Source organism: Paenarthrobacter nitroguajacolicus (assembly GCF_051027655.1).
In the GTDB taxonomy this organism is placed as follows: domain Bacteria; phylum Actinomycetota; class Actinomycetes; order Actinomycetales; family Micrococcaceae; genus Arthrobacter; species Arthrobacter nitroguajacolicus.
This window is the reverse complement of record NZ_CP073234.1, coordinates 1,064,560-1,085,864: the sequence shown is the minus strand read 5'-3', so window position 1 is coordinate 1,085,864 and position 21,305 is coordinate 1,064,560. Positions and strand designations below refer to the sequence as shown.

At 61.7% G+C, this 21,305-nt stretch carries 24 protein-coding genes and 1 pseudogene; 8 read left to right on the top strand and 17 right to left on the bottom strand.

The features are described from left to right. Positions 1-24 precede the first annotated feature (24 nt). Positions 25-684, bottom strand: coding sequence for a cyclodeaminase/cyclohydrolase family protein (locus tag KCX59_RS05520; protein ID WP_179019977.1), 660 nt, complete (start codon positions 682-684; stop codon positions 25-27). Positions 685-774: 90 nt separating this feature from the next. Here KCX59_RS05520 and KCX59_RS05515 point away from each other — a divergent pair. Further along, a pseudogene (locus KCX59_RS05515) lies at positions 775-1,998 on the top strand (amidohydrolase). Positions 1,999-2,108: 110 nt separating this feature from the next. Here KCX59_RS05515 and KCX59_RS05510 read toward each other — a convergent pair. Next, entirely contained in the window at positions 2,109-2,321 is a 213-nt protein-coding gene (locus KCX59_RS05510; RefSeq protein ID WP_091465671.1) for a hypothetical protein, read from the bottom strand. Between the two features lie 85 nt (positions 2,322-2,406). Next, positions 2,407-3,444, bottom strand: a complete 1,038-nt coding sequence (locus KCX59_RS05505; RefSeq protein WP_179019975.1) for an NAD(P)/FAD-dependent oxidoreductase — start codon at positions 3,442-3,444, stop codon at positions 2,407-2,409. Positions 3,445-3,517: 73 nt separating this feature from the next. Here KCX59_RS05505 and KCX59_RS05500 point away from each other — a divergent pair, with 73 nt between their 5' ends. Then, entirely contained in the window at positions 3,518-4,099 is a 582-nt protein-coding gene (locus KCX59_RS05500; RefSeq protein ID WP_178996192.1) for a helix-turn-helix domain-containing protein, read from the top strand. Between the two features lie 2 nt (positions 4,100-4,101). On the opposite strand, the gene KCX59_RS05495 is transcribed toward KCX59_RS05500, so the two are convergent. Beyond that, a complete protein-coding gene (locus tag KCX59_RS05495; RefSeq protein ID WP_091465668.1) occupies positions 4,102-4,404 on the bottom strand; it encodes a helix-turn-helix domain-containing protein in 303 nt (100 codons plus the stop codon). A gap of 67 nt (positions 4,405-4,471) precedes the next feature. On the opposite strand from KCX59_RS05495, the gene map reads away from it, so the two are divergent. Then, positions 4,472-5,251 carry a type I methionyl aminopeptidase gene (gene map, locus KCX59_RS05490; RefSeq protein WP_178996190.1) on the top strand — a complete coding sequence of 260 codons (780 nt, stop codon included), beginning with the start codon at positions 4,472-4,474 and terminating at the stop codon, positions 5,249-5,251. On the opposite strand, the gene KCX59_RS05485 is transcribed toward map, so the two are convergent. Further along, complete coding sequence (locus KCX59_RS05485; RefSeq protein WP_179019973.1) at positions 5,244-6,722, bottom strand: HNH endonuclease; 1,479 nt, start codon at positions 6,720-6,722, stop codon at positions 5,244-5,246. The genes map and KCX59_RS05485 overlap by 8 nt on opposite strands. Positions 6,723-7,030: 308 nt before the next feature. Here KCX59_RS05485 and KCX59_RS05480 point away from each other — a divergent pair, with 308 nt between their 5' ends. The 3 genes from KCX59_RS05480 to KCX59_RS05470 are packed head-to-tail and all read left to right on the top strand — an operon-like array spanning position 7,031 to position 9,735. After that, a complete protein-coding gene (locus tag KCX59_RS05480; RefSeq protein ID WP_256871774.1) occupies positions 7,031-7,162 on the top strand; it encodes a hypothetical protein in 132 nt (43 codons plus the stop codon). After that, positions 7,159-8,184: an agmatine deiminase family protein gene (locus tag KCX59_RS05475; RefSeq protein ID WP_370629260.1), complete on the top strand. Its 1,026-nt coding sequence runs from the start codon at positions 7,159-7,161 to the stop codon at positions 8,182-8,184. Before KCX59_RS05480 ends, KCX59_RS05475 begins: the two co-directional genes overlap by 4 nt. A 12-nt stretch (positions 8,185-8,196) precedes the next feature. Next, positions 8,197-9,735 (top strand): APC family permease, encoded by a 1,539-nt coding sequence (locus KCX59_RS05470; RefSeq protein ID WP_178996186.1) that lies wholly within the window; start codon positions 8,197-8,199, stop codon positions 9,733-9,735. A 112-nt stretch (positions 9,736-9,847) separates the two neighbouring features. Here the strand turns inward: KCX59_RS05470 and KCX59_RS05465 are convergent, their stop codons facing one another. The 12 genes from KCX59_RS05465 to KCX59_RS05410 form a co-directional block, all read right to left on the bottom strand. Then, positions 9,848-10,393 carry an AMIN-like domain-containing (lipo)protein gene (locus KCX59_RS05465; protein ID WP_091465661.1) on the bottom strand — a complete coding sequence of 182 codons (546 nt, stop codon included), beginning with the start codon at positions 10,391-10,393 and terminating at the stop codon, positions 9,848-9,850. A gap of 216 nt (positions 10,394-10,609) precedes the next feature. After that, positions 10,610-10,912, bottom strand: a complete 303-nt coding sequence (locus KCX59_RS05460) for a DUF4193 domain-containing protein (RefSeq protein ID WP_017199882.1) — start codon at positions 10,910-10,912, stop codon at positions 10,610-10,612. A 126-nt stretch (positions 10,913-11,038) separates the two neighbouring features. Continuing rightward, complete coding sequence (locus KCX59_RS05455; protein ID WP_178996184.1) at positions 11,039-11,254, bottom strand: hypothetical protein; 216 nt, start codon at positions 11,252-11,254, stop codon at positions 11,039-11,041. Between the two features lie 77 nt (positions 11,255-11,331). Next, a complete protein-coding gene (gene lhgO, locus KCX59_RS05450; RefSeq protein ID WP_179019971.1) occupies positions 11,332-12,552 on the bottom strand; it encodes an L-2-hydroxyglutarate oxidase in 1,221 nt (406 codons plus the stop codon). Positions 12,553-12,681: 129 nt separating this feature from the next. After that, positions 12,682-13,179, bottom strand: coding sequence for a DUF805 domain-containing protein (locus KCX59_RS05445; protein ID WP_091465656.1), 498 nt, complete (start codon positions 13,177-13,179; stop codon positions 12,682-12,684). 169 nt (positions 13,180-13,348) lie between these two features. Further along, a complete protein-coding gene (locus KCX59_RS05440; protein ID WP_179019969.1) occupies positions 13,349-13,819 on the bottom strand; it encodes a DUF3237 domain-containing protein in 471 nt (156 codons plus the stop codon). Beyond that, the gene (gene menE, locus KCX59_RS05435) at positions 13,816-15,366 is read right to left on the bottom strand and encodes an o-succinylbenzoate--CoA ligase (RefSeq protein WP_179019967.1); all 1,551 of its coding nucleotides are present in this window, start codon (positions 15,364-15,366) and stop codon (positions 13,816-13,818) included. The genes KCX59_RS05440 and menE overlap by 4 nt, the downstream gene beginning before the upstream one ends. A gap of 12 nt (positions 15,367-15,378) precedes the next feature. After that, positions 15,379-16,704 carry an MFS transporter gene (locus KCX59_RS05430; protein ID WP_091465651.1) on the bottom strand — a complete coding sequence of 442 codons (1,326 nt, stop codon included), beginning with the start codon at positions 16,702-16,704 and terminating at the stop codon, positions 15,379-15,381. A gap of 55 nt (positions 16,705-16,759) precedes the next feature. Beyond that, a complete protein-coding gene (locus KCX59_RS05425) occupies positions 16,760-17,215 on the bottom strand; it encodes a MaoC family dehydratase (RefSeq protein ID WP_178996173.1) in 456 nt (151 codons plus the stop codon). Positions 17,216-17,253: 38 nt separating this feature from the next. Next, positions 17,254-18,477 (bottom strand): acyl-CoA dehydrogenase family protein, encoded by a 1,224-nt coding sequence (locus tag KCX59_RS05420; RefSeq protein ID WP_179019965.1) that lies wholly within the window; start codon positions 18,475-18,477, stop codon positions 17,254-17,256. Between the two features lies 1 nt (position 18,478). Continuing rightward, positions 18,479-19,369, bottom strand: a complete 891-nt coding sequence (locus KCX59_RS05415; RefSeq protein ID WP_179019963.1) for an amidohydrolase family protein — start codon at positions 19,367-19,369, stop codon at positions 18,479-18,481. A 2-nt stretch (positions 19,370-19,371) separates the two neighbouring features. Beyond that, positions 19,372-20,340: an SDR family NAD(P)-dependent oxidoreductase gene (locus KCX59_RS05410; RefSeq protein WP_179019962.1), complete on the bottom strand. Its 969-nt coding sequence runs from the start codon at positions 20,338-20,340 to the stop codon at positions 19,372-19,374. Between the two features lie 139 nt (positions 20,341-20,479). Between KCX59_RS05410 and KCX59_RS05405 the strand changes: the two genes are divergently transcribed. Both KCX59_RS05405 and KCX59_RS05400 read left to right on the top strand, forming a co-directional pair. Further along, on the top strand, positions 20,480-20,938 hold the full coding sequence (locus tag KCX59_RS05405; RefSeq protein WP_178996166.1) for a MarR family winged helix-turn-helix transcriptional regulator: 459 nt from the start codon (positions 20,480-20,482) through the stop codon (positions 20,936-20,938). A gap of 117 nt (positions 20,939-21,055) precedes the next feature. Then, entirely contained in the window at positions 21,056-21,274 is a 219-nt protein-coding gene (locus tag KCX59_RS05400; RefSeq protein WP_091465642.1) for a hypothetical protein, read from the top strand. Positions 21,275-21,305 lie beyond the last annotated feature (31 nt).

The window sequence follows — 21,305 nt, the reverse complement described above, 5'->3', positions numbered from 1 at the left end:
AGTAGGGCACGGCGCCGGCTGAAGCTACATAGCTTCGGTCGGCGCCGCTTTTTTGTCGACGCCGGCGGTCAGTTCGTCGATCCTGTCGAGGGCATCACTGAGCCGGCTGACCGTGTTCCATAGCTCCGGGTGCTGTTCCCGGACTTCCTCGAGTTTGGCGCCTGCGGAGGTCAAGGATGCGAGGTCGAAACTCACGTTGGTTCTGGCTCCGGCTATGGCTGCGCGGAGGGCTCCGAAGCCCACCACGACGTCAGCGATAAGCGCTGAATTGCCGTTTGAAGCGAGCCAGCCGAGGTCTTCAACTGCGTTAATAGCCCGCTCCCCCAGAACTGCTGATGCCTTGGCAGCATCGACGGATGCTTGATGTATTGCGTCGTCGCGCTCCGGACCGGAGTCGAGGCGGAAGGCGGCTCCGAAGGCGTTCGAGGCGGACGCGTCGTCGTCGGCCAACTGAAGGGCAGTTCGTCGGAGTTCATGGGCCCGGGAGTGGATGCCGGCCAGCTGTTCGCGCTCGGCCTCCTCCGCCTCGGTATATCCGGCCACCATGGACGTCAACGAGGCCGCGATGGAGAGCATGACCCCGGTTCCGGCACCCCCGCCTGGCGAGCCGGTGGATTCCGCCAAGGCTTTGGTCCATTCCTCAACCGTGGATTGCTGCGTGGTGACTGATTCAGAATCGTTCATGTCATCCAGTGTGCCGGGGCTTCCCGGTCTTTGCAGATTCGGGCTGGATACACTGGCCAGACATAGGCGTCGAATAAAAAGGGCAGACTCATGACCATTGACCTCGAAGAGCTTTATAAGGACCTGCACGCCCATCCGGAGTTGTCGTTCCAGGAGACCCGAACAGCCGGAATCGCCGCGGGCTATCTCGAAGATCTTGGCTTTACCGTTCATCGCAACATCGGAAAGACCGGGGTTGTGGGCGTTCTGGACAACGGACCCGGACCGGTAGTGATGCTCAGGGCCGACATGGATGCCTTGCCGGTCAAGGAAGCAACGGGTTTGGATTATGCAAGCACCGCTGTGGGTGTTGATCATGAGGGCAAGGACATGCCCGTTATGCATGCTTGCGGCCACGATGTACACGTGAGCTGCCTCGTCGGCGCTGTGGATGTCCTGGCGGCGCAGCGTCATGAGTGGCAGGGCACCCTGATCGCGCTCTTCCAGCCGGCTGAAGAATGGGGCGGTGGGGCCGAAACCATGGTTGCCGATGGGCTGTACGACGCAGTGCCCAAACCGGACGTCGTCCTGGGCCAACATGTGGCACCTTTTCCCGCCGGGTGGTTCGGTATCCGTCCCGGCGTCACCATGGCATCCGCAGACTCCCTCAACATCACCTTGCATGGGCGGGGAGGCCACGGATCACGTCCGGAGACCACTATTGACCCTGTGCTGATGGCTGCTGCAACCACTGTCCGGTTGCAGGGTATTGTGTCGCGTGAGCTCGCCCCCAGTGACTCCGCAGTGGTGACTGTCGGGCAGATTCACTCAGGGACCAAGAACAACATCATTCCCGAGACGGCAACCTTGGGCCTCAGCGTCCGTACATTCAGTGATGCCATCAGGGACAAAATCCTCGCCTCAATTGAACGTATAGCCAAGGGTGAATCCACAGCTTCAGGTGCCCCCAAGGACCCTGAGATTCATTTCGAAGAGCATTTCCCGCTGACCGTCAACGACCGAGCTGCGACCGAGAGGGTGTCTGCAGCTTTCAGGGCAAAGTTTGGCGAAACACAGATCATCGACCCCGGCCCTGTGTCAGGAAGCGAAGACGTTGGAGCCTTGGCAAAAGCTGCCGGAGCTCCCCTGGTCTTCTGGTTCCTGGGTGGTGCCGAGCCTTCCTTGTTCAAAGAGTAGGCAACCACGGGACGCCTTCCCGAGGACATACCGTCGAATCATTCGCCGTACTTTGCGCCCGTCACCCAGCCGACGCTGGCGCGGGGAACGGAAGCGCTAGTGACAGCTGCCCGGGAATACTTGGCCACCAAGTCCTAGGCTGGTTCTCCTACAGATAGCCACAAAGGAAAGGCTCTGCGAGTGCAGCGCCTTTCCTTTGCTTATTTCTGCGAGCGGGTCCAGCTTCCAGGATCGGATCCGGGGTGTGCCTAGACTTTCTCGCGGATGCGGTCGATCCTCGGTTCGGGAACCTCGGATTCCCTGCGACGGCGGGCCAGGAAAGTCCACAGCGTTCCTTCCGTCCGCGGACGGTTCTGTGCGGGTTCCTGGTCCTTGGGTGCCTCAGTCGTGTGCGCTTCAGGCTTGCGCGCGGAGTCCTTCTTCGTGCGCCGCTCAAAGTCGTCATAGTACGCGTAGCACATTGTCCAACCTCCTCAGTGGCTGTCCCTTAATCGTCCTCGGACTGGGCCCTCACGTCGATGGTTTTGTGCGTTCTGATCAGCTGGGTTAATGGGCCAGAGCTGCTTGGCGAGCTTCCTCCACAGCCACCTTGGTCTCCTCCATCATGAGATCGGCATTGATTGAAGCGCCTGCCATGACACCTGCGGCGGCCGAGGCCATCACCTGACCCGTAAGATCCGTGACGTTCCCGGCGGCCCATACTCCGGGCACCGAGGTTGCCCCGCCCGTGGGATTCACTTCAACATGGGTCCCGACGCCCATCGGGTGCTCTACGGCGGGGACGCCGAGGGCTTCCAGCACGTCCGATCTCGCCTCCAATCGTGGGCCGGTAACCACAGCGTCCACAGGAATCACAGTTCCCGCTGCCAGGACAACACCGGTCAGTGCGTCGTCATTTACTTCCAGCGCCTGGACTTTGCCGTCCACCACCGTGATGGAGCGGGCAGCCAATTGCTCCCACTGTTCTTCCGTCGGTTCCACAACGTCATTGAGGAACAAGGTGATGTTGGGGCTCCATTGGCGGAACAGTAACGCCTGGTGCAACGCCATCGGCACTGAACCCAGGATTCCGATCGCTTTGTTCCGTACCTCCCAGCCGTGGCAATACGGGCAGTGCAGGACGTCAAGGCCCCAGCGTTCGCGGATGCCCTCAACGTCGGGCAGGACGTCGACCAGGCCTGTGGTGACAAGCAGACGCCGGGCCCGCACGGTTTGGCCATCTGCCAGGTCCACCTCGAAAGTGAGCCCGGAACCGTTCGTTGGGTCAGCCGTCGAACGTGCCCCAACCGCGACGCCGGCCATGATAGTCGCCCCGTACTGGAGAGCCTCCGCTCGTCCCAGTTCCAGCAGTTCTTTGGGATTGATCCCGTCGCGGGACAGGAAACCGTGCACTCCGGCTGCGGGCGCATTCCGGGGCTCTCCGGCGTCGATAACCAGGACGGACCGCAAGGCCCTGCCCAAGGTAACAGCAGCACTTAACCCAGCTGCGCCACCTCCCACCACCACGACGTCGTACTCCTCCACCACTCGGTTGTTCAGTTTTTCCACGATCACGATGCCTCCACACGTATCCAACGGCCGCATGCCGCTCCTTCCATGGTTGGTCAGCACCCGCAGAATCAGCAAGGAAGTTTGCCAATATGGCAAAATGAAAGGCATGACTACCGATTTCAGCACAATGCTCGACGCCGTCGGCCCTCGGCTGCGCGCCATGCGGACCCAACGCAATGTGACCCTTGCGGAAGCCTCGGAAGGGACGGGCATCTCTGTCAGTACGCTCTCTAGGCTTGAATCAGGCCAGCGCAAGCCAACACTGGAACTCCTCCTTCCCATTGCCAGGTTGCATCAGGTGCCGCTGGAAGAATTGATTGACGCACCGGAAACGGGCGATCCCCGCATTCACCTCAAACCGCACGTTCACGAGTGGGGAACCGCACTTCCCCTGACCCGCCGCCCCGGCGGCATCCAGGCCTTCAAAATGGTGCTGAAGAGCGGAACCGGAAAAGAGGTTCCACAGCCCCAATCCCATGAGGGGTACGACTGGATGTACATCCTCAACGGCAAGCTGCGGTTGGTGCTGGGCGAGAATGACTTTGTCCTGAAACCCGGTGAGGTTGCGGAATTTGATACGCGCACACCGCACTGGTTTGCCAGCGCCACCGCAGAACCAGTGGAGTTGCTAACCCTCTTCGGGCAGCAGGGTGAACGCCTTCACGTGCGGGCACGGCCCAAGCGCTGAGGCTACGAAGCCAACCATTCGCGCGCACTCCGACGCGAGCTGCCTGACTCAACACCGTGCTCGGGCAAGTTAATTTCTGCCCACACCTCATCGAGGGAGAGTCCGAGCACATCGGCAATGGCAGCAACGGTAGGGAAAGCCGGCGTCGCAACCCGGCCCGACTCTATCTTTCGGAGCGTCTCGGGCGAGACGCGGGCGTCGAGTGCCGTCTCCAGCATGGAGCGCTCACCCCGGGCGCGACGCAGAAGAGCACCGAGGCGCTGTCCACGCTCGGCCTCTGCGGGTGTAAGCGGCAACCTGACCATGGCTCCAATTGTAATACCGGGATAATATGGCCGGGATAGTTATTGGTTTTCACACGAGAGGCCCCGCATGATTGAGATACTTAGCCGCACAGAGCTAGGCCGCGCGAAGGAGGCCGGCGCCCTGGTCGCCAACATTTTGCACACGCTAAAGGGCCGCGCAACTGTAGGCACAAACCTCCTGGACATAGACCGGTGGGCAAAGAGCATGATCCTGGAAGCCGGGGCCGTCTCCTGCTACGTCGATTACGCTCCTTCCTTTGGACGCGGGCCATTCGGCCACTACATCTGCACGGGCGTCAACGACGCCGTCCTCCACGGATTGCCCACGGATTACAAACTGGCCGACGGCGACCTCCTGACCCTCGACCTGGCCGTTTTGAAGGACGGAATCGCAGCAGACTCGGCCATCAGCTTCATCGTGGGCGAGTCGAAGCCAGCGGAAAGTGTCGCGATGATCGAAGCGACCGAACGGGCATTGCGCGCAGGCATAGCGGCAGCCCGGCCCGGCGCCCGCATTGGGGACCTGTCCTACGCCATCGGCTCGGTCCTCAGCGAGGCTGGCTACCCCGTCAATACCGAGTTCGGAGGCCACGGCATTGGCTCCACCATGCACCAGGAGCCTCATGTGCCGAACATGGGACGCCCCGGCCGCGGTTACAAGCTGCGCCCCGGCTTGCTGCTCGCCCTGGAACCATGGGTCATGGCCGACACCGCCCAGCTCGTCACGGACGCCGACGGATGGACGCTCCGCAGCGCCACAGGATGCCGGACCGCACACAGTGAGCACACCATCGCCATCACCAACGACGGAGCAGAGATCCTCACTCTGCCGACGCTCGTCAGTTAATTACCGACGGGCTTGAGCGTGCAGCTGGCGACGGGCTTGGTCGTGCAGCAGGTTCGGGCAGCTCCGACGACGGCGCTGAGCCACGGAAGTAGCCTGGCAGGCTCGGCGCCTTGGAGCGATAGGTGTGCCCTGTGGGCGTGCGGAGTTCCAGAGTGTGCACATCTTCGGCAAGCGGCCTACTCTTCCAGCCGGGGTTTTCCTTGGTATGGTTGCACGCTTCGCAGAGCCCGGCGCCGTTATTCATGGTGGTGGTTCCACCTGAACGCCAGGAGACGATGTGATCGATGTGGCGGATGGGCGCGTCGCAGTAAGGGGTTCGGCAGGTGTCGTCGCGGGTTTCGATGAAGCGCCGCATCCGGCCAGGGAAGAGCCTTGCCTTGGAGTCCATGGTCAGGAGTTCTCCCGTGGCCGGCGCTGTGTAGAGTCGGCGAAGCAGTATCTTGAAGTCGTTGCGTTCCGAGGATGTCTCCTCCACACGGTCCTGGCGTTCGAGCTCAGTTTGGCCCCCAGTGAGCAGGCTCCTCGCCCACTCTCCGGGGACGATTCCGTAGCCCTTGAGCCGAGCCGGTTCGCTGTCGCCTTGGAACAGGGTGCGGTCAGTTATGACAAGGTCCAGGTTGATTCCTGAAATCCCGCCAGATGTGCCCGTGACGCGTTCGACCAGGGTGTCGGCCATGACCTGGTTACGGGTTCGGACAACGCCGCCAGACCCGGCAAATCCGCTAGACCCCGCCCCACCACCGGATCCGGCATCACCGCCGAAACGGCCCGAATCAGCAGCACGACAGAGAGCCGCGTAAACAGCCACGCCTTGGGCCACGGGCAGCAGGGCGGTCAGGTAGGTCATCGCGTCCTCCGCCGGGCGCAGGCTCACAGTACGCTCGGCTGCGGCACGGCTGGCACGCCCAGCCACCGACCGGGGATCCCGCCGATACGCCGCAGCTTTCGCCGCCGCAACGATCACATTATCCCCGGCACCATCGAAGATCCCGGTATCAGGGGCGAGCTCTTCATCCACCGCGCACCGGTCCTCAGCAGAGAGGCACGCGGTCTCCTTCACCAGCAGCGTGGCCCGCCACTCATTCAACTGGCCCGACTCCAACGCAGCCAAAGTCCGCGGCATCTCCCTCACGAGGGCTTTAGCCAAACCCAGCAGCCGGGACCCGCGGTTCGGTGACTCCCTCCGGGCCAACGCGACCTGGGCACCCGACCCGTTGCCACGCTCGGACGCAGGAACACCGGCCTCGGCTTGCTCGGCGCGCTGGGCGAGATCAAAAGCCACGGCCGCCCGGGCCTGCACGGCCGCAATTGCCGATTTCAGGTTTTCCAGCCCGCGGATTTGGTCGATCAGCCCGGCGCTATCCGTCCCCAAGCGGACCATGCCCAGGAGTGAGAGGAGATCGGAAACCCGGGGCTCATCCGGAGAGCCTCCAACGTCCGGAATCGCTTCGCCCTCCCGCATTTGCTCCATACGCCCACTCTTCCAGCGAGCAAGAAGCACCATAAGGCGGCAATACTCCTATGTGGAAAACCAGCCAGCCCTGAATTCAGCACACCAGAATCCAGCACCCCCGAACCCATCCTTATCCGTGTGACTCACCGCTGTGCGGGTCGTGCAGCGAACGAACGCGGGACCAGCCAGCCCACCCCCGTGCCGGGGAACGCACGCGGTCACAAAAGAGCGGCCGCCACTCGCGTCTTGCGCTGAAGGGTGACTCCCGTCATACTAAATGAACGCTATTCATTTAGTGACAGTCGTCTCACGGAGTAAAGCCCCCCATGATTGAAATCAGACACTTGGAAGCCCCAACTTCCATCGCCAACCGCCCGGCAACGCATGTCCGCCCGGCCGGGTTGGTCCATCCCAACGTCAAACCCGCCGCAAAACAAACCCAGGCAGCTACGGCGTGAGCGCGTGGCGCATGCCGTCTGAAACGGCTCCGCAGGACCGCGTCTGGATGGCCTTCCCCACGGGCGGATACACCCTGGGTGACAGCGAAGAAGAGGCCCATGCGGCTCGTTCCACTTGGGCAGCGGTGGCTAACGCCATCATTGAATTCGAGCCCGTAACCATGGTGGTATCGCCCGACGACGTCGACACGGCTGCACGCTATCTGGACCCTCGCGTCGAGGTGATAACCGCAGACCTCAACGATGCTTGGATGCGGGACATCGGACCGTCGTTCGTACTGGATTCCAACCAGCAACTGGGCGCGGTGGACTGGATCTTCAACGGCTGGGGAGCTCAGGACTGGGCGGAGTGGGACAAGGACTCGCTCATTGCCGAGGACATCAGCGGCCGCGCCTACGCCCGGCACCTCCCATCGGGGATTGTCAACGAGGGCGGTGGCATTCAAGTTGACGGCGAAGGCACCGTCCTGGTCACTGAGACTGTGCAGCTCGATCAGGGTCGAAATCCCGGCCTGACCAAGGCAGACATCGAGCAGGAACTTGCCCGCACCATCGGCGCCACCCATGTGGTGTGGCTTCCTCGCGGCCTCACCCGTGACTCCGAAAAGTTCGGCACCCGCGGCCATGTGGACATCGTGGCCGCGATTCCGGCCCCGGGTACCCTTCTGGTCCATTCCCAGCAGAACCCCGAGCACCCCGATTACAAGGTCTCCCGCGAGATCATCGACTTCCTGCGCACCACCCATGACGCAGCCGGCCGGGACTGGAACATCATTGAAGTTCCCGCCCCGGAAACCCTTCGCGACGATGAGGGGTTTGTGGACTACAGCTACATCAACCACCTCGTGGTCAACGGCGGTGTTATCGCCTGCACTTTCAACGACCCCATGGACGAGAAAGCACTCCGCATTCTCGCCGACGCCTACCCCGGACGCCGCGTGGTCGGTGTCGACGCGCGCGAACTCTTCGCACGGGGCGGCGGTATCCACTGCATTACCCAGCAGCAGCCTTCGGCCATCTAGAAAGGGCCTCACATGAGCCAGACAATCCGCCGCAGCGGCAATGAAGCTGCAGAGTCGCACGACATTAGCGGCAAGGGACTGAAGACGGGGCAGTTGGGGCTCCTCGCCGTCGTCGTTCTTGGCATTTCAACCATCGCCCCGGCGTACACGCTGACCGGTGCCCTGGGTCCAACCGTCAATGAAGTCGGGCTCCAGTTGCCCGTCATTTTCCTGATCGGGTTCATCCCGATGATCCTTGTGTCGCTGGCTTACCGGGAGCTCAACGCAGACTCCCCGGACAGCGGTACCACCTTCACGTGGGTCACCAAGGCCTTCGGTCCGTGGGTGGGCTGGATGGGTGGTTGGGGTTTGCTCGCAGCCAACATCATTGTCCTGTCCAACCTGGCCGGCGTCGCTGTGGACTTCTTCTACCTGTTCCTGGCACAGGCCACGGGCTCACCCGAGCTCGCCGACCTGGCCTCAAACAAGTTGCTCAACGTTGCCACGTGCTTCGTTTTCGTGGCGCTTGCCGTCTGGGTGAGCTACCGCGGACTGCACACCACCAAGATCGTCCAGTACGGCCTGGTGGGATTCCAGTTGCTGGTACTCGGAATGTTCGTCGCCATGGCGTTCGCCAACTGGTCCACGTCCGAAACCGCTGTTCCGTTCAGCTGGGACTGGTTCGACGTCACCAAGATCGAAACCTTCGGCCAGATCGCGGCCGGCATCTCGTTGTCGATCTTTGTCTATTGGGGCTGGGACGTCTGCCTCACGGTCAACGAGGAAACCGCCAACGGCAAGAAAACCGCCGGTCTCGCCGGAACCCTGACGGCCGTGATCGTCCTGGGCATCTACCTCCTGGTCACTATCGCGACGTTGATGTTCGCAGGAGTCGGAGACACCGGAATCGGCCTGAACAACGAGGAAAACCACGCCAACGTCTTCACTGCACTCGCGTCACCGGTCATGGGTCCGTTCGCGATCCTCATGTCCCTCGCAGTACTCTCCAGCTCTGCGGCATCCCTGCAGTCCACGTTCACCTCGCCTTCGCGCAGCCTTTTGGCGATGGCGCACTACGGCGCCCTGCCGGAGCGCTTCAGCCACATGAGCAAGAAGTTCTCGACGCCGGGCTTCGCCACCATTGCGGCCGGCGTCCTGTCCGCGGGCTTCTACGCGGTGATGCACGTGATCAGCGAGAACGTCCTGAACGACACCATCCTGGCCTTGGGCCTGATGATCTGCTTCTACTACGGACTCACAGCCATCGCCTGCGTCTGGTACTTCCGAAACAGCGTGTTCTCCAGCGCCAGGAACTTCTTCCTGCGGCTCGTATGCCCGCTGATCGGTGGCGTAGGCCTGTTCGTGGTGTTCCTGCAGACCGCCGTGGACAGCTGGGCTCCTGAATTTGGCAGTGGTTCGGAGGTCTTCGGAGTGGGGCTCGTGTTTGTCCTGGGCATCGGGATCCTGGCCTTGGGTGCCGTGGTCATGCTGATCATGTCCCGCGTTCGGCCCGGATTCTTCCGCGGCGAGACCATCCGGAAGGATACGCCGGCCCTGGTAGTTCCGGAATAACCGCGGCCCGAGTTCGCCTTCCACCGAGTTCGTGGGAAAGCGGCGAGTTCGCAGGGAAGTTTCCCGCGAACTCGCCGCTTTCCCGTGTTTTGGGGAGTAGCGGCAGCGCTTCCTACCAGCGGTGGGCGACGTCCACTACCAGGCGAGACCCGCCGTCGGGTCCGTCCAAGGTGAAGACCCGGAACGGAAGCCGGGCCCGGACGCCCAGCCCAATGCTCGTGGTGCCCTCAAAACTGCCCGCAAAAACAACCTGCCGGAACGTCTGGTACCCGGAAACGTTGGACAGTTCGGCCTTGGCTGCCGGTTCGTAGGTCGGCTGGCTGTACTGGTTGTACGACGGCGCCGTCACCATCACTTGAAGATCAGCATCCCCCAGCACCGGGATGGGGTAGCCAGTGGCATCCTGGGTCACCACCGGAACGTACTGAACCACGAAACCGGCCACCTTGCCGGTCATATCAATCACCAGGCGGTCGTAGCAGGGCTGCTGACCAGTGCGAACACCAGTGACATGGGCGGAGCTCCAGTCGAGATCGGCCTTGGCCATGGAACCCCACGAGATACCGCAGTATGTTGCTGCCGAGGCTGGCCCCGGCGCCACCAGACCGAGCCCTGCAGCTGCCAGGACCGCTGCCAAACCCGCTCCAAATTTCCTCATTTTTTGTGCCCCCTTCAGGCGAAGTTGATACTTCAACAGTAGGAGTGCGCAGGGGGCTTTGGATGGGTTGTGGCCGCTTCGGCGCGCAACCGTTAAACGGTGGCCAGTGTGATCACAAGAGGGTCATTGACAGGCAGTTTTGTGGGTGTTTAGTGGGCGCTCGGGGGCTCTTCGGGCACGTGTTCGTAACCCAAGATAACGAGACCCGGGCGTTACTTAGCCTTCACAGTCCTTGCAGTACTTAAGACCGTTCTTTTCCAGCGCAATCTGGGACCTGTGGCGGACCAGGAAGCAGGAACCACACGTGAATTCGTCAGACTGCTCCGGGACCACGATGACGGTCAGCTCTTCGCCGGAAAGATCGGCGCCGGGAAGGTCGATTCCTTCAGCGGTATCGTTTTCCTCGACGTCGATGACCGCAGTCTGTGCAGTGTTCCCACGTGATGCCTGAAGGGCCTCAAGGGATTCAGCGGGAGACTCTTCTTCTGTCTTGCGCGGGGCATCGTAATCAGTAGCCATTGAGGGTTCGCTTTCGTTGCTGCATGGTGCCTATCTCGGCACCTCAGTGAAGCAGTTTAGGGCATGTTACACGCGATAAACGAATGATGTGCCCAACGCGACATTCTGCAGCTTTCCATGCAGCTTCTAGGACCCTGTGCCCGCCCTCCCGGCGTTCGCTTGGATGGCCTGCGCACTCGCCACTGTGACACCGCTGAGGGCCGGGAGCCACACCAAATTACTCATGTAGCCAGGCCCCTCAGCGTCCTCCTCGACCCTGCAATCCAGGACATAGGCTGCCTCGATCCAGGCCGCGATGGTGGTACCGACTGTGGAGGCAAACGAGGCCAGAGATCCGATCATGCGCCAACGGTAGCCACCCGGGGTTTGGGGGCAGTTTCCAGTTGGTCACGAGCTTGTTAACTGTCCGGCAGCACGGTTTATCGGTCCTGCAAAGCCTGCTCCACGATGTACTCCGCTATGGCCATGGACGAAGTAGCCCCCGGGGACGGTGCGTTGCGCACCAAAACTGTGTCCCGTCGTCGTGCAATCACAAAGTCGTCCAGCAACGAACCGTCTCCGTTCATGGCCTGCGCGCGGACGCCGCGGGTTCCGGGAAGAATGGTGGCACCCTCAAGTGAGGGTACAAAGCGCATGGCCTCCCGGATAAACTTTTTCTTGCTCACTACGGTCTGGAATTCACGAACAGCTGAGGGCACATTTTGCCGGGCAAAGTTCCAGAATCCCGGAAAGAGCGTGTAATTCAGGACGTCGCGGACATTAATTTTGCTCCACGTATAGGACTCGCGGCCAAAGGAGATAAACGCATTGGGGCCCAGCATCATTTCACCGTCGATGCGTTTGGTGAGGTGCACTCCCAGGAACGGATGTTTGGGATCGGGTACCGGGTAAATAAGGCCGCGTACTTGATCCCGCGCTTCCTTGCCCAAGACGAAATACTGCCCGAAGAACGGTACGATCCGTGGCGTTGCCGCCTCGCCGGCCGCCTCGGCCAAGCGGTCCGACTGGAGACCTGCGCAGGCCACGACGAGGTCATAATGTTCGCCGCCGTCCTTGGTGGTGACCACCACGCCGCTGCCCTGTTGCTCGAGCGCTATCACTTCCTGCCCCAGGCGGATGGTCCCGCCCGAGCTGCGGACGTCCTCGGCGAGCGCGTTGGTGATGGCCGTGTAGTCAACGATCGCCGTTTCCGGCGAGTGCAAAGCGGAAAGCCCGACGGCGTTCGGCTCCACCTCGCGTATCTGCTCGCCATGCAGCATCCGTGCGCCGGGAACGCCGTTGGCTGTGGCGCGGGCGAAGATGTTGTCCAAGCGATCCGATTCCCCGGGTATTTGGGCGATGACCAGCTTCCCGCATGCTTCGTAGGGCAGGTTCTTCATGGCGCAGAATTCCTGCAGCAGCTCCACTCCCCTGCGGCACAGCTTTGCTTTCAGCCCGCCGGGTTCGTAGTAGAGGCCTGCGTGGACCACTCCCGAGTTGTGCCCGGTTTGGTGTGCGGCGAGCCGGTCTTCCTTTTCGTAGACGGTGACCTGGGCGTCGTCTAGTTTGTTGGCAAGTTCCCTCGCCACCGCAACACCGATGATGCCGCCACCCACCACGGCGCAGCGCTTGATGGTCCTCATCTGTGGAGGGTTGGGCATGGCACTCCTCGTCATTGGGGTCGGTCCGTGTCACTCACAGCATTTCACAGCGCGTGGCGCGGGCCCGGGGATGGCACGCAAAAGGGGCGGCACTGGAAGTGCCACCCCCTTTTTTTGATGCGTGAAGGACTAGGCAGCCGCGGGCTTGTCGAAACGCTGACCGGCCGGGTTGGACGGCAGGAGCGAGAGGACGAATACTGCGAGGACGCCAAGGAACGGCACCAGGACAAGCAGGGCAAGCCAGCCAGTGAAGTTGCCATCATGCAGGCGGCGAACCAGCAGCGCCAGGGACGGGACGAGTGTTGCCAGGCCCCAGATGCCGAGGATGACGTAGAACGCAATGGCTCCGCCGCCGAGAGTGACAACGCCGGAATCGCTGACGGTTGCTCCTGCTGAGCCGACGACTGTTGCGAGGGTGTTGAGGATGGTGGTTACGATGGCGGAAACCAAGGTCCACCACCAGTATTCGCTACGGCTCGCACGGCCGGAGAAGTCGGCGTACTTCTTGAAGAAACGCTTTACAGCGGCGCCAATCGGGGCACCGTAGTAAGGGGCCCACAGCGGCGGCTCGCCGGTCTGTGCGCCGTACTGTTCGGTCTGTTGCGGTTGTTGCGGGTAAGTGCTCATTTTTATATCCCCCGGGTTAGGTGTGAGTTGTGACGAAGCGTCTTACTCAGAGTGAGTCGTGCTTATCGTAATGCCCCAACAGCGAATTAGGCAGTTCGATGGAGGAAATTAACCCGGATTTAGCTTGGTAACGGAATATTTCGTTCGCTGAACAGCATCTTCCATTGCTCTAGCCGACTGTGAAGACGTCGATTTCCACCGCATCCGGGCGGCGGCGCCCCGTTCCCACCGCGATCGTGTGATTCAGCCAGGCCCACTCCGGTGCGGCAGTGGAAAACCGCGGGGTGCACCGGAAGTAGATCAGTCCGGGGTCCACATCTTCTCCCCTATTAAGCCGGGCAATGTCCTCCGCGGCCCCGCGGCGGAGAGCCAGGTTATGCACGTAAACCACGGCTCCACCATCGAGCTCCAGGGCGTACCTGGCATCCAGCTCCGTGAGTTCGGCACTTCTGAGAATTTGGTAGTCAGCCCCCGCCGGCATTACACGCCCTTGTAACTGTGGCCCGGTTACTGTGCCCCCGATAATGGGCACGATCCGCCGGTGTCCCTCCGGAGTAATACCGGCATCAATAGGTTCGCCTACGTCGACTCTCAAGGTGGCAAGGAACGTCAAGGCGGGCGGCTGCGGAATGGTCCTCACCGGGCGTATTGCTGTCGAAGGTCCGTCTTCCGGATTTTCCCGCTGGCGGTTCGCGGCATCTCCTCGACGAACACCACCGACTTGGGAATCTTGTACCGCGCCAGCCGGCCCTCAAGATGCGAGCGCAGTTGCTCCTCGGTCAGGGATTCGCCGTCCCGCAAAGTGACGATCGCCCGGGGCACTTCTCCCCATTTCTCGTCATCAACTCCGATCACGGCTACGCTCCCCACAGCGGGCAGCTCCGCAATGGCAGCCTCCACCTCGGCCGGGTAAATGTTCTCGCCACCGGAAATGATCATGTCTTTCATGCGGTCCGAGACGAACAGGAAACCTTCGTCATCCTGGTAGCCCATGTCGCCGGAGCGGAACCACGATGAATCGGAATAGCTTTCACCCGTGGCTTCTGGCCGGTTCCAGTACTCCTTGATCACGTTGGGTCCGGAGATTTGGATCTCGCCCACCTCACCGAGGCCGGCAACGCCGCCCAGTGGATCGGCTATCCGCACGTCCGTAAAGAAGTGTGGAAGCCCGGCCGACCCAGCCTTCTCCTTGGATGCGGAGACCGGCAACATGGTGGCCCCGGGCGCGGTTTCAGTCATGCCGTAGCAGCTGGTGAATCCGATGCCGCGCTGCTCGTACGCGTCCAGTACCCTCTGCGGAACCGCGGAGCCGCCGCAGGTGAGCTTATCCAGGGACGTGAGGTCCGCCGTCGACCATCCGGGGTGGTCACAGAGCATCTGAAAAGTGGTGGGGACGCCGTTGAGCGTGGTGACCTTGTGCTGCCCCACCAGTTCCAGTACGCGGCCAGCGTCGAACTTGGATTCAAGCACCACCGTTGCGCCCTTGAGCAGCATCGGAAGCAGGCCCATGTCCAGGGACGCTACGTGGAACAGCGGCGAAATCATGAGCGCCACATCGTTGCGGTTCAGGTCCATGTCCACCACCGTGTTGATGCAGTTCCAGGTGATGTTGCCGTGCGTAAGGAGCGCCCCCTTGGGCTTGCCGGTGGTCCCTGAGGTGTAGAGAATCATGGCGGCGTCGTCCAGCGTTACGGCTTCATCCAGCGGCGCCGCAGATGCGGGGTCAAGCACCTCGCCATAGTGCTCGACGCCGGATGGCAGCCTGAGAGCGGACGCCTCAGTAACGTCGTCGGACGCGACCACAAGACGGTGGGTTATCTCTGTGTCGAGGGAGGATGCGGCGGCGGCAACCTCCAAAGATGCTGAACTGACCATGAGCCGCGCGCCTGAGTCCTGCAGTTGAAACTGCAGCTCAGGGGCCGCCAACCGGGTGTTGAGCGGGACGAAGATCGCGCCCAGCAGTCCGCAGGCGAAGAAGGTCTCCACAAAAGATGGGTGATTCTCGCCGAGGTAAGCCACTCTGTCCCCCTTGGCCACTCCCCTGTCCCTAAGGGCGTGGGCCAAACGGGCGGTCCTGTCTGCAAGGTTCGCGTAGCTCAAAGTCTTCCCACCGGAAATGACAGCCGTTTTGGTCCCGGACTTGATCCGGCGCCGGTGCAGCCAGGATCCAACTCCGTTGTTGTCCATGGTGCCGTTCTCCTAACTGACCGTAGAGAGGTCGTTGTTCTTAGACTCCCGCGTCAGCAGGATGAAGACAATCGATACCAGCGACATGACGGACAGGAACACCACCACCGGGACGATGCTCTGGCCGGCGTCCTTGTAGAGTCCGGCAACGATTCCGGGGGTGAAACCAGCACCGATCAGGGTCGCCAACTGGTAACCAACGGCAGCACCGGTATAGCGGTTAGTGGTGCCGAACTGCTCGGAAACGAACGCCGCCAGCGGTCCGTAAAGGGAAGAATGCAGGATCAGCGCCACCGTGAAGGCCAGGAAGACCAAGGCGATGCTGCCGGAGCTGAGCATCCCGAACATCGGGAACAGGTAAAGGATGAACAACGCCAGGCCGGTGACCATGACGGGACGGCGTCCGAAGCGATCAGAGAGCCTGCCACCCAGCAGGACGAACAGGATGGAGATGGCCGAGGCACCTGCAAAGGCATAGAGCACGCCTTGCTGGGGTGCGCCCTTTGATACTGCATAGGTCACTGAGAACGTGGGCAGCACCACCTGCAGGCCGAATCCGGCGGCACCGGCAAACATGATCATGATGAGCGCCTTGGGACGCTTCAGCACTTCCAGCAGCGGGATCTTGCGCTTGGTACCCTGTGCGCTTTCCTTGGCGACGGCTTCGGCGAAGATGGGGCTCTCGGAAACCCGCAGCCTGACGAACATGCCCACGATCAAGAGCACGAAGGACAACAGGAACGGCACACGCCAACCCCAGGCCAAGAACGCGTCCTGGGGAAGGGCCGAGAAGATGCCCATGACCAGGGTGCCGAGAACTGCGCCTGTCGGGGCACCGGCGTTCACGAACGACGCCGCGAAACCGCGCCGCTTGGGATCCGAATGCTCCAAAGCCATGAGTGCGGCCCCACCCCATTCACCGCCGACGGCGATTCCCTGGCAGACGCGCAGGACCACCAGAATCACGGCACCCCAAGGACCGATGACGCTGGCTCCAGGAATCAGGCCAATCAACGTGGAGGCAATACCCATCATCGCCATGGAGATGATGAGCATGCCCTTGCGGCCGATTCTGTCGCCGAAGTGCCCGAAGATGATGCCACCCAAAGGGCGGGCAACATAGCCGGCAGCGAACGTGGCATACGCGGCCACTACACCCACCCACTCATCAGTACCGGCGAAAAACACCTTGGGGAAGGCAACCGCTGCAGCCGTTGCGTACAGCAGGAAGTCGTAGAACTCTATGGTGCTGCCCAGATAGCTGGACATGATGACCGTGCGCGCCTCTTTGCGCTTAGCGGCCGTGCTCGACGGTGCGAGCGCAGTGTGTCCTGACATGGCTGTTCCTTGGGAGAGGAGGGAAGGGATTGATTTTTACTTGTAGAAACGGTTCCTACTTGTAGAAACGGGCGAGGAACTCGGCGACGACGGCCGGCCGTTCCTGGCCTTCAATTTCGATGGTGGCGTTGACCTTGATCTGGGCGCCGCCTTTGACTTCAGTGACTTCGGCGATGGAGCCCTGCATACGGACTTTGGAGCCGACTTTCACAGGAGAGGTGAAGCGGACTTTGTCCAGGCCGTAGTTGACCTTGGTGGTCACGCCTTCGACGTCGAACAGCTCGCCCCAGAACGGGATGATCAGGGACAGGGTGAGGAAGCCATGTGCGATCGGGGCTCCAAAGGGGCCGTCCTTGGCGCGTTCGGGATCGGTATGGATCCACTGCTGGTCATCCGTGGCATCGGCGAACAGGTTGATCTGTTGCTGGGTGATCTCACGGTAATCGGTGGTGCCAAGGTCCTTGCCGGACATGGTGAGCAGGGTGTCGAAATCGACGACGAGATTGGGCATCTTTGCCTCCTGGTAGTTGTTGACTGAAAAGCAGGTGTTTAGCGGGTGAATGCGCTCTCGCCTGTAAGGGCACGGCCGATGATGAGGGCGTTGATCTCGTGGGTGCCTTCGTAGGAATAGACGGCTTCCGCATCGGCATGGAAACGCGCGACGTCGGCGGCCAGGGTGATGCCGTTACCGCCTACCACTTCGCGGGCAAGGGCGACGGTTTCGCGCATCATCAGACTGGTCTGCATCTTGGCCAGGGCCGAATCCTGGTCCCTAAAGATCCCCCAGCCCTGCTGTTCGGTGAGCCGAACCACCAGGGAGAGTGACGCGGTGATGTTTCCCAGCATCCGCGCCAGCTTTTCCTGTAGCAATTGGAAGGAACCCAGCGACCGGCCGAACTGCTGGCGTTCTTTGACGTAAGCCAATGCAGCCTCGAACGCGCCTGCTTGGATGCCGGTGGCGATCCACGCAACGTCCGAGCGCATCGCACGCAGCATCGCGGCGACGTCCTTGAAGGAATCCACGTTGTGCAGGCGCATGGCCTCGGGAACCCGAACTTTGTTCAACGTGATGTGGGCGTTCTGCATCATCCGCAGCGAGGTCTTCCCCTGGATTTTCTCCAGACTGACACCGGCAGCAGTTCGGTCCACGAGGAACGCCTTGACCTGGCCATCGGCGACCTCCCGGGCGAACACACACAACACATCCGCTGTGGAAGCACCCCCGATCCACCGCTTCGCGCCATCCAAAACCCAAGTGCCGCCGTCGGAATCTTTTTCAAAGCGAGCGGTGGTGGACAGTCCGCCGGCGATGTCCGAGCCGTGCTCGGGTTCAGTCAGTGAGAAGACGCCCTTGAGCGAGAAATCGATGACCTTGGGCATCCACTCCTTTTGCTGCTCCTCGGAAGCCCCCACCCGGACCGCGGTCCGGAACAGCCCTGCCTGCGCTGTGTACCACGTGGCCAACGACGCGTCCGTACGGGCGAGTTCGAAGATCCGGAAGCCGTGGTAAATCCCCCGTGCGGGTGCCTCGACAGTGAGATCAGCCGGTTCCATCAGGTCAAGGCCGATCAATGGTTGAGCGAGTTGTTCCGGGAACTCGCCACGCTCCCAGTACTCGGCCAGCAAGGGTTTCGCCTGGGTGTCAAGGAAGTTCCGGAGCCGGCCAAGAACTTGGCGTTCCCCGGTGGTCAGCAGCGCTTCGGCGTCGTACCAGTCCGCTACGGAGTACAGTCGCTGATCCACGCTGGCCGCCGCGCTCGCCGTGGTGGTCACTTCAACCACCCAGCCCGAGCAGCCGGACGGCGTTGTCCTTGAGGATCTTGGGCCGCACTTCGTCCTTCAGTGGCAGGTCAGCGAACGCACCCAGCCACTTCTGCGGCGTGATCAGCGGGAAGTCCGTTCCGAACAGCACTTTGTCCTGCAGCACCGAACTGGATAGACGAACCAGCGACTCCGGGAAGTACTTGGGCGACCATCCGGACAGGTCAATGAAGACGTTGGATTTGTGCGTCGCGATGGAGTTCGCTTCGTCCTGCCACGGTACAGAAGGGTGGGCCATGATGATCTGCAGCCCAGGGAAGTCAGCGGCCACGGCGTCCAGTAACAACGGGTTTGAGTAAGCCAGCTTGATCCCATATCCGCCCGGAAGACCGGCACCCATACCGTTCTGGCCTGTGTGGAAGATACACGGAAGTCCCAGTTCCTGGAGGGTTTCCCACAGTGGATAGAACGTCTCGTTGGAGGGGTCGAAACCCTGCAGCGACGGGTGGAACTTGAACCCACGGGCACCGAGCTCCACGGCCTGGTGCTTCGCCCCGGCGATCGCTTCCTCGCCCGTGCGGGGATCCACACTGCCGAACGGGATCAGCACATCGTTGTTCCGCGCAGCCCCGGCAATCAGTTCCGGAATGCTGTTCGGTTCGTGCTTGAGCTGGGTCCGGGCGTCAACAGTGAAGACGACGGCGGCCATGTTCAGCTCGCGGTACACCTCGGCGATCCGGTCCAGCGACGGCGTCCGATCTTCGGCTTTGAAATACTTTGCCGAAGCCTCGGTCAGGGCCTCAGGTAGTGAGCCATGACCACAGCTGTCCACTTCGAGGTGGACGTGCATATCGATCGCATCGAGCGCGGAAGCATCGATGCCCAGTTCGTATGGGTCGGCCATGATCAGCGTGCCTGGGCTGCTTCCGGCTTAGCCGCTTCAGGCCTAGCCGGTTCGGGCTGCAGGTCCTCGGGAAGCGGCAGGAAGTCCTCACCGAAGCTTTGCAAAGCATCCGCACCGAACAGTGATCCGGCGCTTTCCTTCAATGCCTCGTAGCTCCAGCCGCCCTCACGGTATTCGGTGCTCGCCGCCGTCGGGTGCGTCCAAACCTGCAGCCGGTCACCGCCGGCACCGATCGCCTGGCCGGTGATCCCGCCAGCCGCATCTGAGGCAAGGAACGCGATCAGCCCGGCGACATCGTCGGCCGTTCCAAAACCGAGGTCGTGACGGAAGAAGGACGGCATCGCCTCACCCCGTTCCTCCGCCTCAACAGCCTTCTGGAAGTACGGAACAGTCTTGGTCATGGCCGTAGCGGCCACCGGGATCACGGAGTTGACGGTCACTCCAGCCTTTTTCATCTCCAGCGCCCATGTCCGAACCATGCCCACAATCCCGGCCTTTGCTGCAGCGTAGTTTGTCTGCCCGAAGTTGCCGCGCTGGCCGGTCGGCGAACCGATGGTGATGATCCGGCCGGCGATGTTGTTTTCCTTGAAGTATGCGAATGCCTCACGGACGCACGTGAACGTGCCCTTCAAGTGCACGTTGATGACCAGGTCAAAGTCCTCATCGGTCATCTTCAGCAGGCTCTTGTCCCGCAGGATCCCGGCGTTCGTCACCAGAATGTCCAAGCGGCCAAACGCGGCAACAGCGCCGGCCACCAAAGCCTTCGCAGCATCCGTGCTCCCCACCGGAACCACCACGGCGGTGGCCCGGCCGCCGTCGGCCTCAATCAGTGCAACAGCCTGTGCGGCGGTCCCAGCGTTCACGTCGTTGATCACGACGGCGGCACCCTGGCGGGCGAGCTCCCTCGCGTAAGCGAGTCCAAGACCCTGTCCACTTCCAGTGACGATTGCAACCTTGCCGTTCAAGCTCATGGCGTGCTCCTTCGCATGCAGTAACCGGCTGGAGCCGGTGAGGCCGATCCCACTGCGTCGTGAGATCCTTGTCATGATCAATGAGAATACGGATCATTGAAAAAGTCAACGATTGTTTTTCATTACTATTGGAGTTGTCATGGGCCCGCAAAGCACCGAAGTGGAAACCCCGCGCCTGGCCGGAGCAAAAATCGGCAGCGATGTGGGTCTGTTGCTGGCCAAGCTGCATGCCACAGGCTCACTCCTGAACAACAAGGCCCTGGCTGATTACGGCCTCCGGGAGCGGTCTTTCTCCGTGCTGACACTCGCGTGCAGCGGGTTGGAACCCACCCAACGTGAGCTCGCTGATTTCCTCAGCCTCGATCCCAGCCAAGTGGTCAGCCTTGTCGACGACCTCGAACACCGCGGACTGGTGAAGCGAGCCCAAGGCAAGCAGGACCGCCGAGCCAAGATCATCGTCTCCACAACCGAGGGCCGACGGATCCACAACAAGGCGCGGGCAGCGCTGGAAGTGTGCGAGCAAACCCAACTCGCGGCGCTTAGCGAGGATGAGAACGCGCAGCTAAGGGCGCTGCTGAAGAAAGCGCTGTGGGGCTAGGCTCGGCGCCGCCGGCCCGAACTTGGGGCGATCGATGGACATCTGCACAGGAGCCCCCGGCTACCGTATGCACCTGTCCATATCGGCATCCTGGCTCTTCTGTCAGGATCGGAGACTATGAACTTCCCTCTCTTCCACGATCCCCTGCAGGGCACCGTCACCGTTGACGCACCTGTTCGTGATCCTCAAATCCACCGCCAGACCCGTGCCACCAACCGGCCGGCCCGGCAGGCAACGCACGGATCAAAGCCTGTCCGCACGTCACGTCAGCGCGAGGTAGCCAAAGTCGCCGAAGACCTCCAGGCCTTGATGGCGAGGACCACTGGGCGGCACTAGTCTCTGGAGCCGCCCTCTGGCTTATCAACAC

Coding starts and splice junctions, on each gene's coding strand:
- KCX59_RS05520 (WP_179019977.1), bottom strand. CDS start 684: ATGAACGATTCTGAATCAGTCACCACGCAGCAATCCACGGTTGAGGAA.
- KCX59_RS05445 (WP_091465656.1), bottom strand. CDS start 13,179: ATGAGCACTTACCCGCAACAACCGCAACAGACCGAACAGTACGGCGCA.
- KCX59_RS05405 (WP_178996166.1), top strand. CDS start 20,480: ATGGGCCCGCAAAGCACCGAAGTGGAAACCCCGCGCCTGGCCGGAGCA.
- menE (WP_179019967.1), bottom strand. CDS start 15,366: ATGGACAACAACGGAGTTGGATCCTGGCTGCACCGGCGCCGGATCAAG.
- KCX59_RS05455 (WP_178996184.1), bottom strand. CDS start 11,254: ATGATCGGATCTCTGGCCTCGTTTGCCTCCACAGTCGGTACCACCATC.
- KCX59_RS05425 (WP_178996173.1), bottom strand. CDS start 17,215: ATGCCCAATCTCGTCGTCGATTTCGACACCCTGCTCACCATGTCCGGC.
- KCX59_RS05505 (WP_179019975.1), bottom strand. CDS start 3,444: ATGCGGCCGTTGGATACGTGTGGAGGCATCGTGATCGTGGAAAAACTG.
- lhgO (WP_179019971.1), bottom strand. CDS start 12,552: ATGCCCAACCCTCCACAGATGAGGACCATCAAGCGCTGCGCCGTGGTG.
- KCX59_RS05485 (WP_179019973.1), bottom strand. CDS start 6,722: ATGGAGCAAATGCGGGAGGGCGAAGCGATTCCGGACGTTGGAGGCTCT.
- KCX59_RS05480 (WP_256871774.1), top strand. CDS start 7,031: ATGATTGAAATCAGACACTTGGAAGCCCCAACTTCCATCGCCAACCGC.
- KCX59_RS05500 (WP_178996192.1), top strand. CDS start 3,518: ATGACTACCGATTTCAGCACAATGCTCGACGCCGTCGGCCCTCGGCTG.
- KCX59_RS05510 (WP_091465671.1), bottom strand. CDS start 2,321: ATGTGCTACGCGTACTATGACGACTTTGAGCGGCGCACGAAGAAGGAC.
- KCX59_RS05465 (WP_091465661.1), bottom strand. CDS start 10,393: ATGAGGAAATTTGGAGCGGGTTTGGCAGCGGTCCTGGCAGCTGCAGGG.
- KCX59_RS05410 (WP_179019962.1), bottom strand. CDS start 20,340: ATGAGCTTGAACGGCAAGGTTGCAATCGTCACTGGAAGTGGACAGGGT.
- KCX59_RS05470 (WP_178996186.1), top strand. CDS start 8,197: ATGAGCCAGACAATCCGCCGCAGCGGCAATGAAGCTGCAGAGTCGCAC.
- KCX59_RS05460 (WP_017199882.1), bottom strand. CDS start 10,912: ATGGCTACTGATTACGATGCCCCGCGCAAGACAGAAGAAGAGTCTCCC.
- KCX59_RS05495 (WP_091465668.1), bottom strand. CDS start 4,404: ATGGTCAGGTTGCCGCTTACACCCGCAGAGGCCGAGCGTGGACAGCGC.
- KCX59_RS05430 (WP_091465651.1), bottom strand. CDS start 16,704: ATGTCAGGACACACTGCGCTCGCACCGTCGAGCACGGCCGCTAAGCGC.
- KCX59_RS05400 (WP_091465642.1), top strand. CDS start 21,056: ATGAACTTCCCTCTCTTCCACGATCCCCTGCAGGGCACCGTCACCGTT.
- KCX59_RS05415 (WP_179019963.1), bottom strand. CDS start 19,369: ATGGCCGACCCATACGAACTGGGCATCGATGCTTCCGCGCTCGATGCG.
- map (WP_178996190.1), top strand. CDS start 4,472: ATGATTGAGATACTTAGCCGCACAGAGCTAGGCCGCGCGAAGGAGGCC.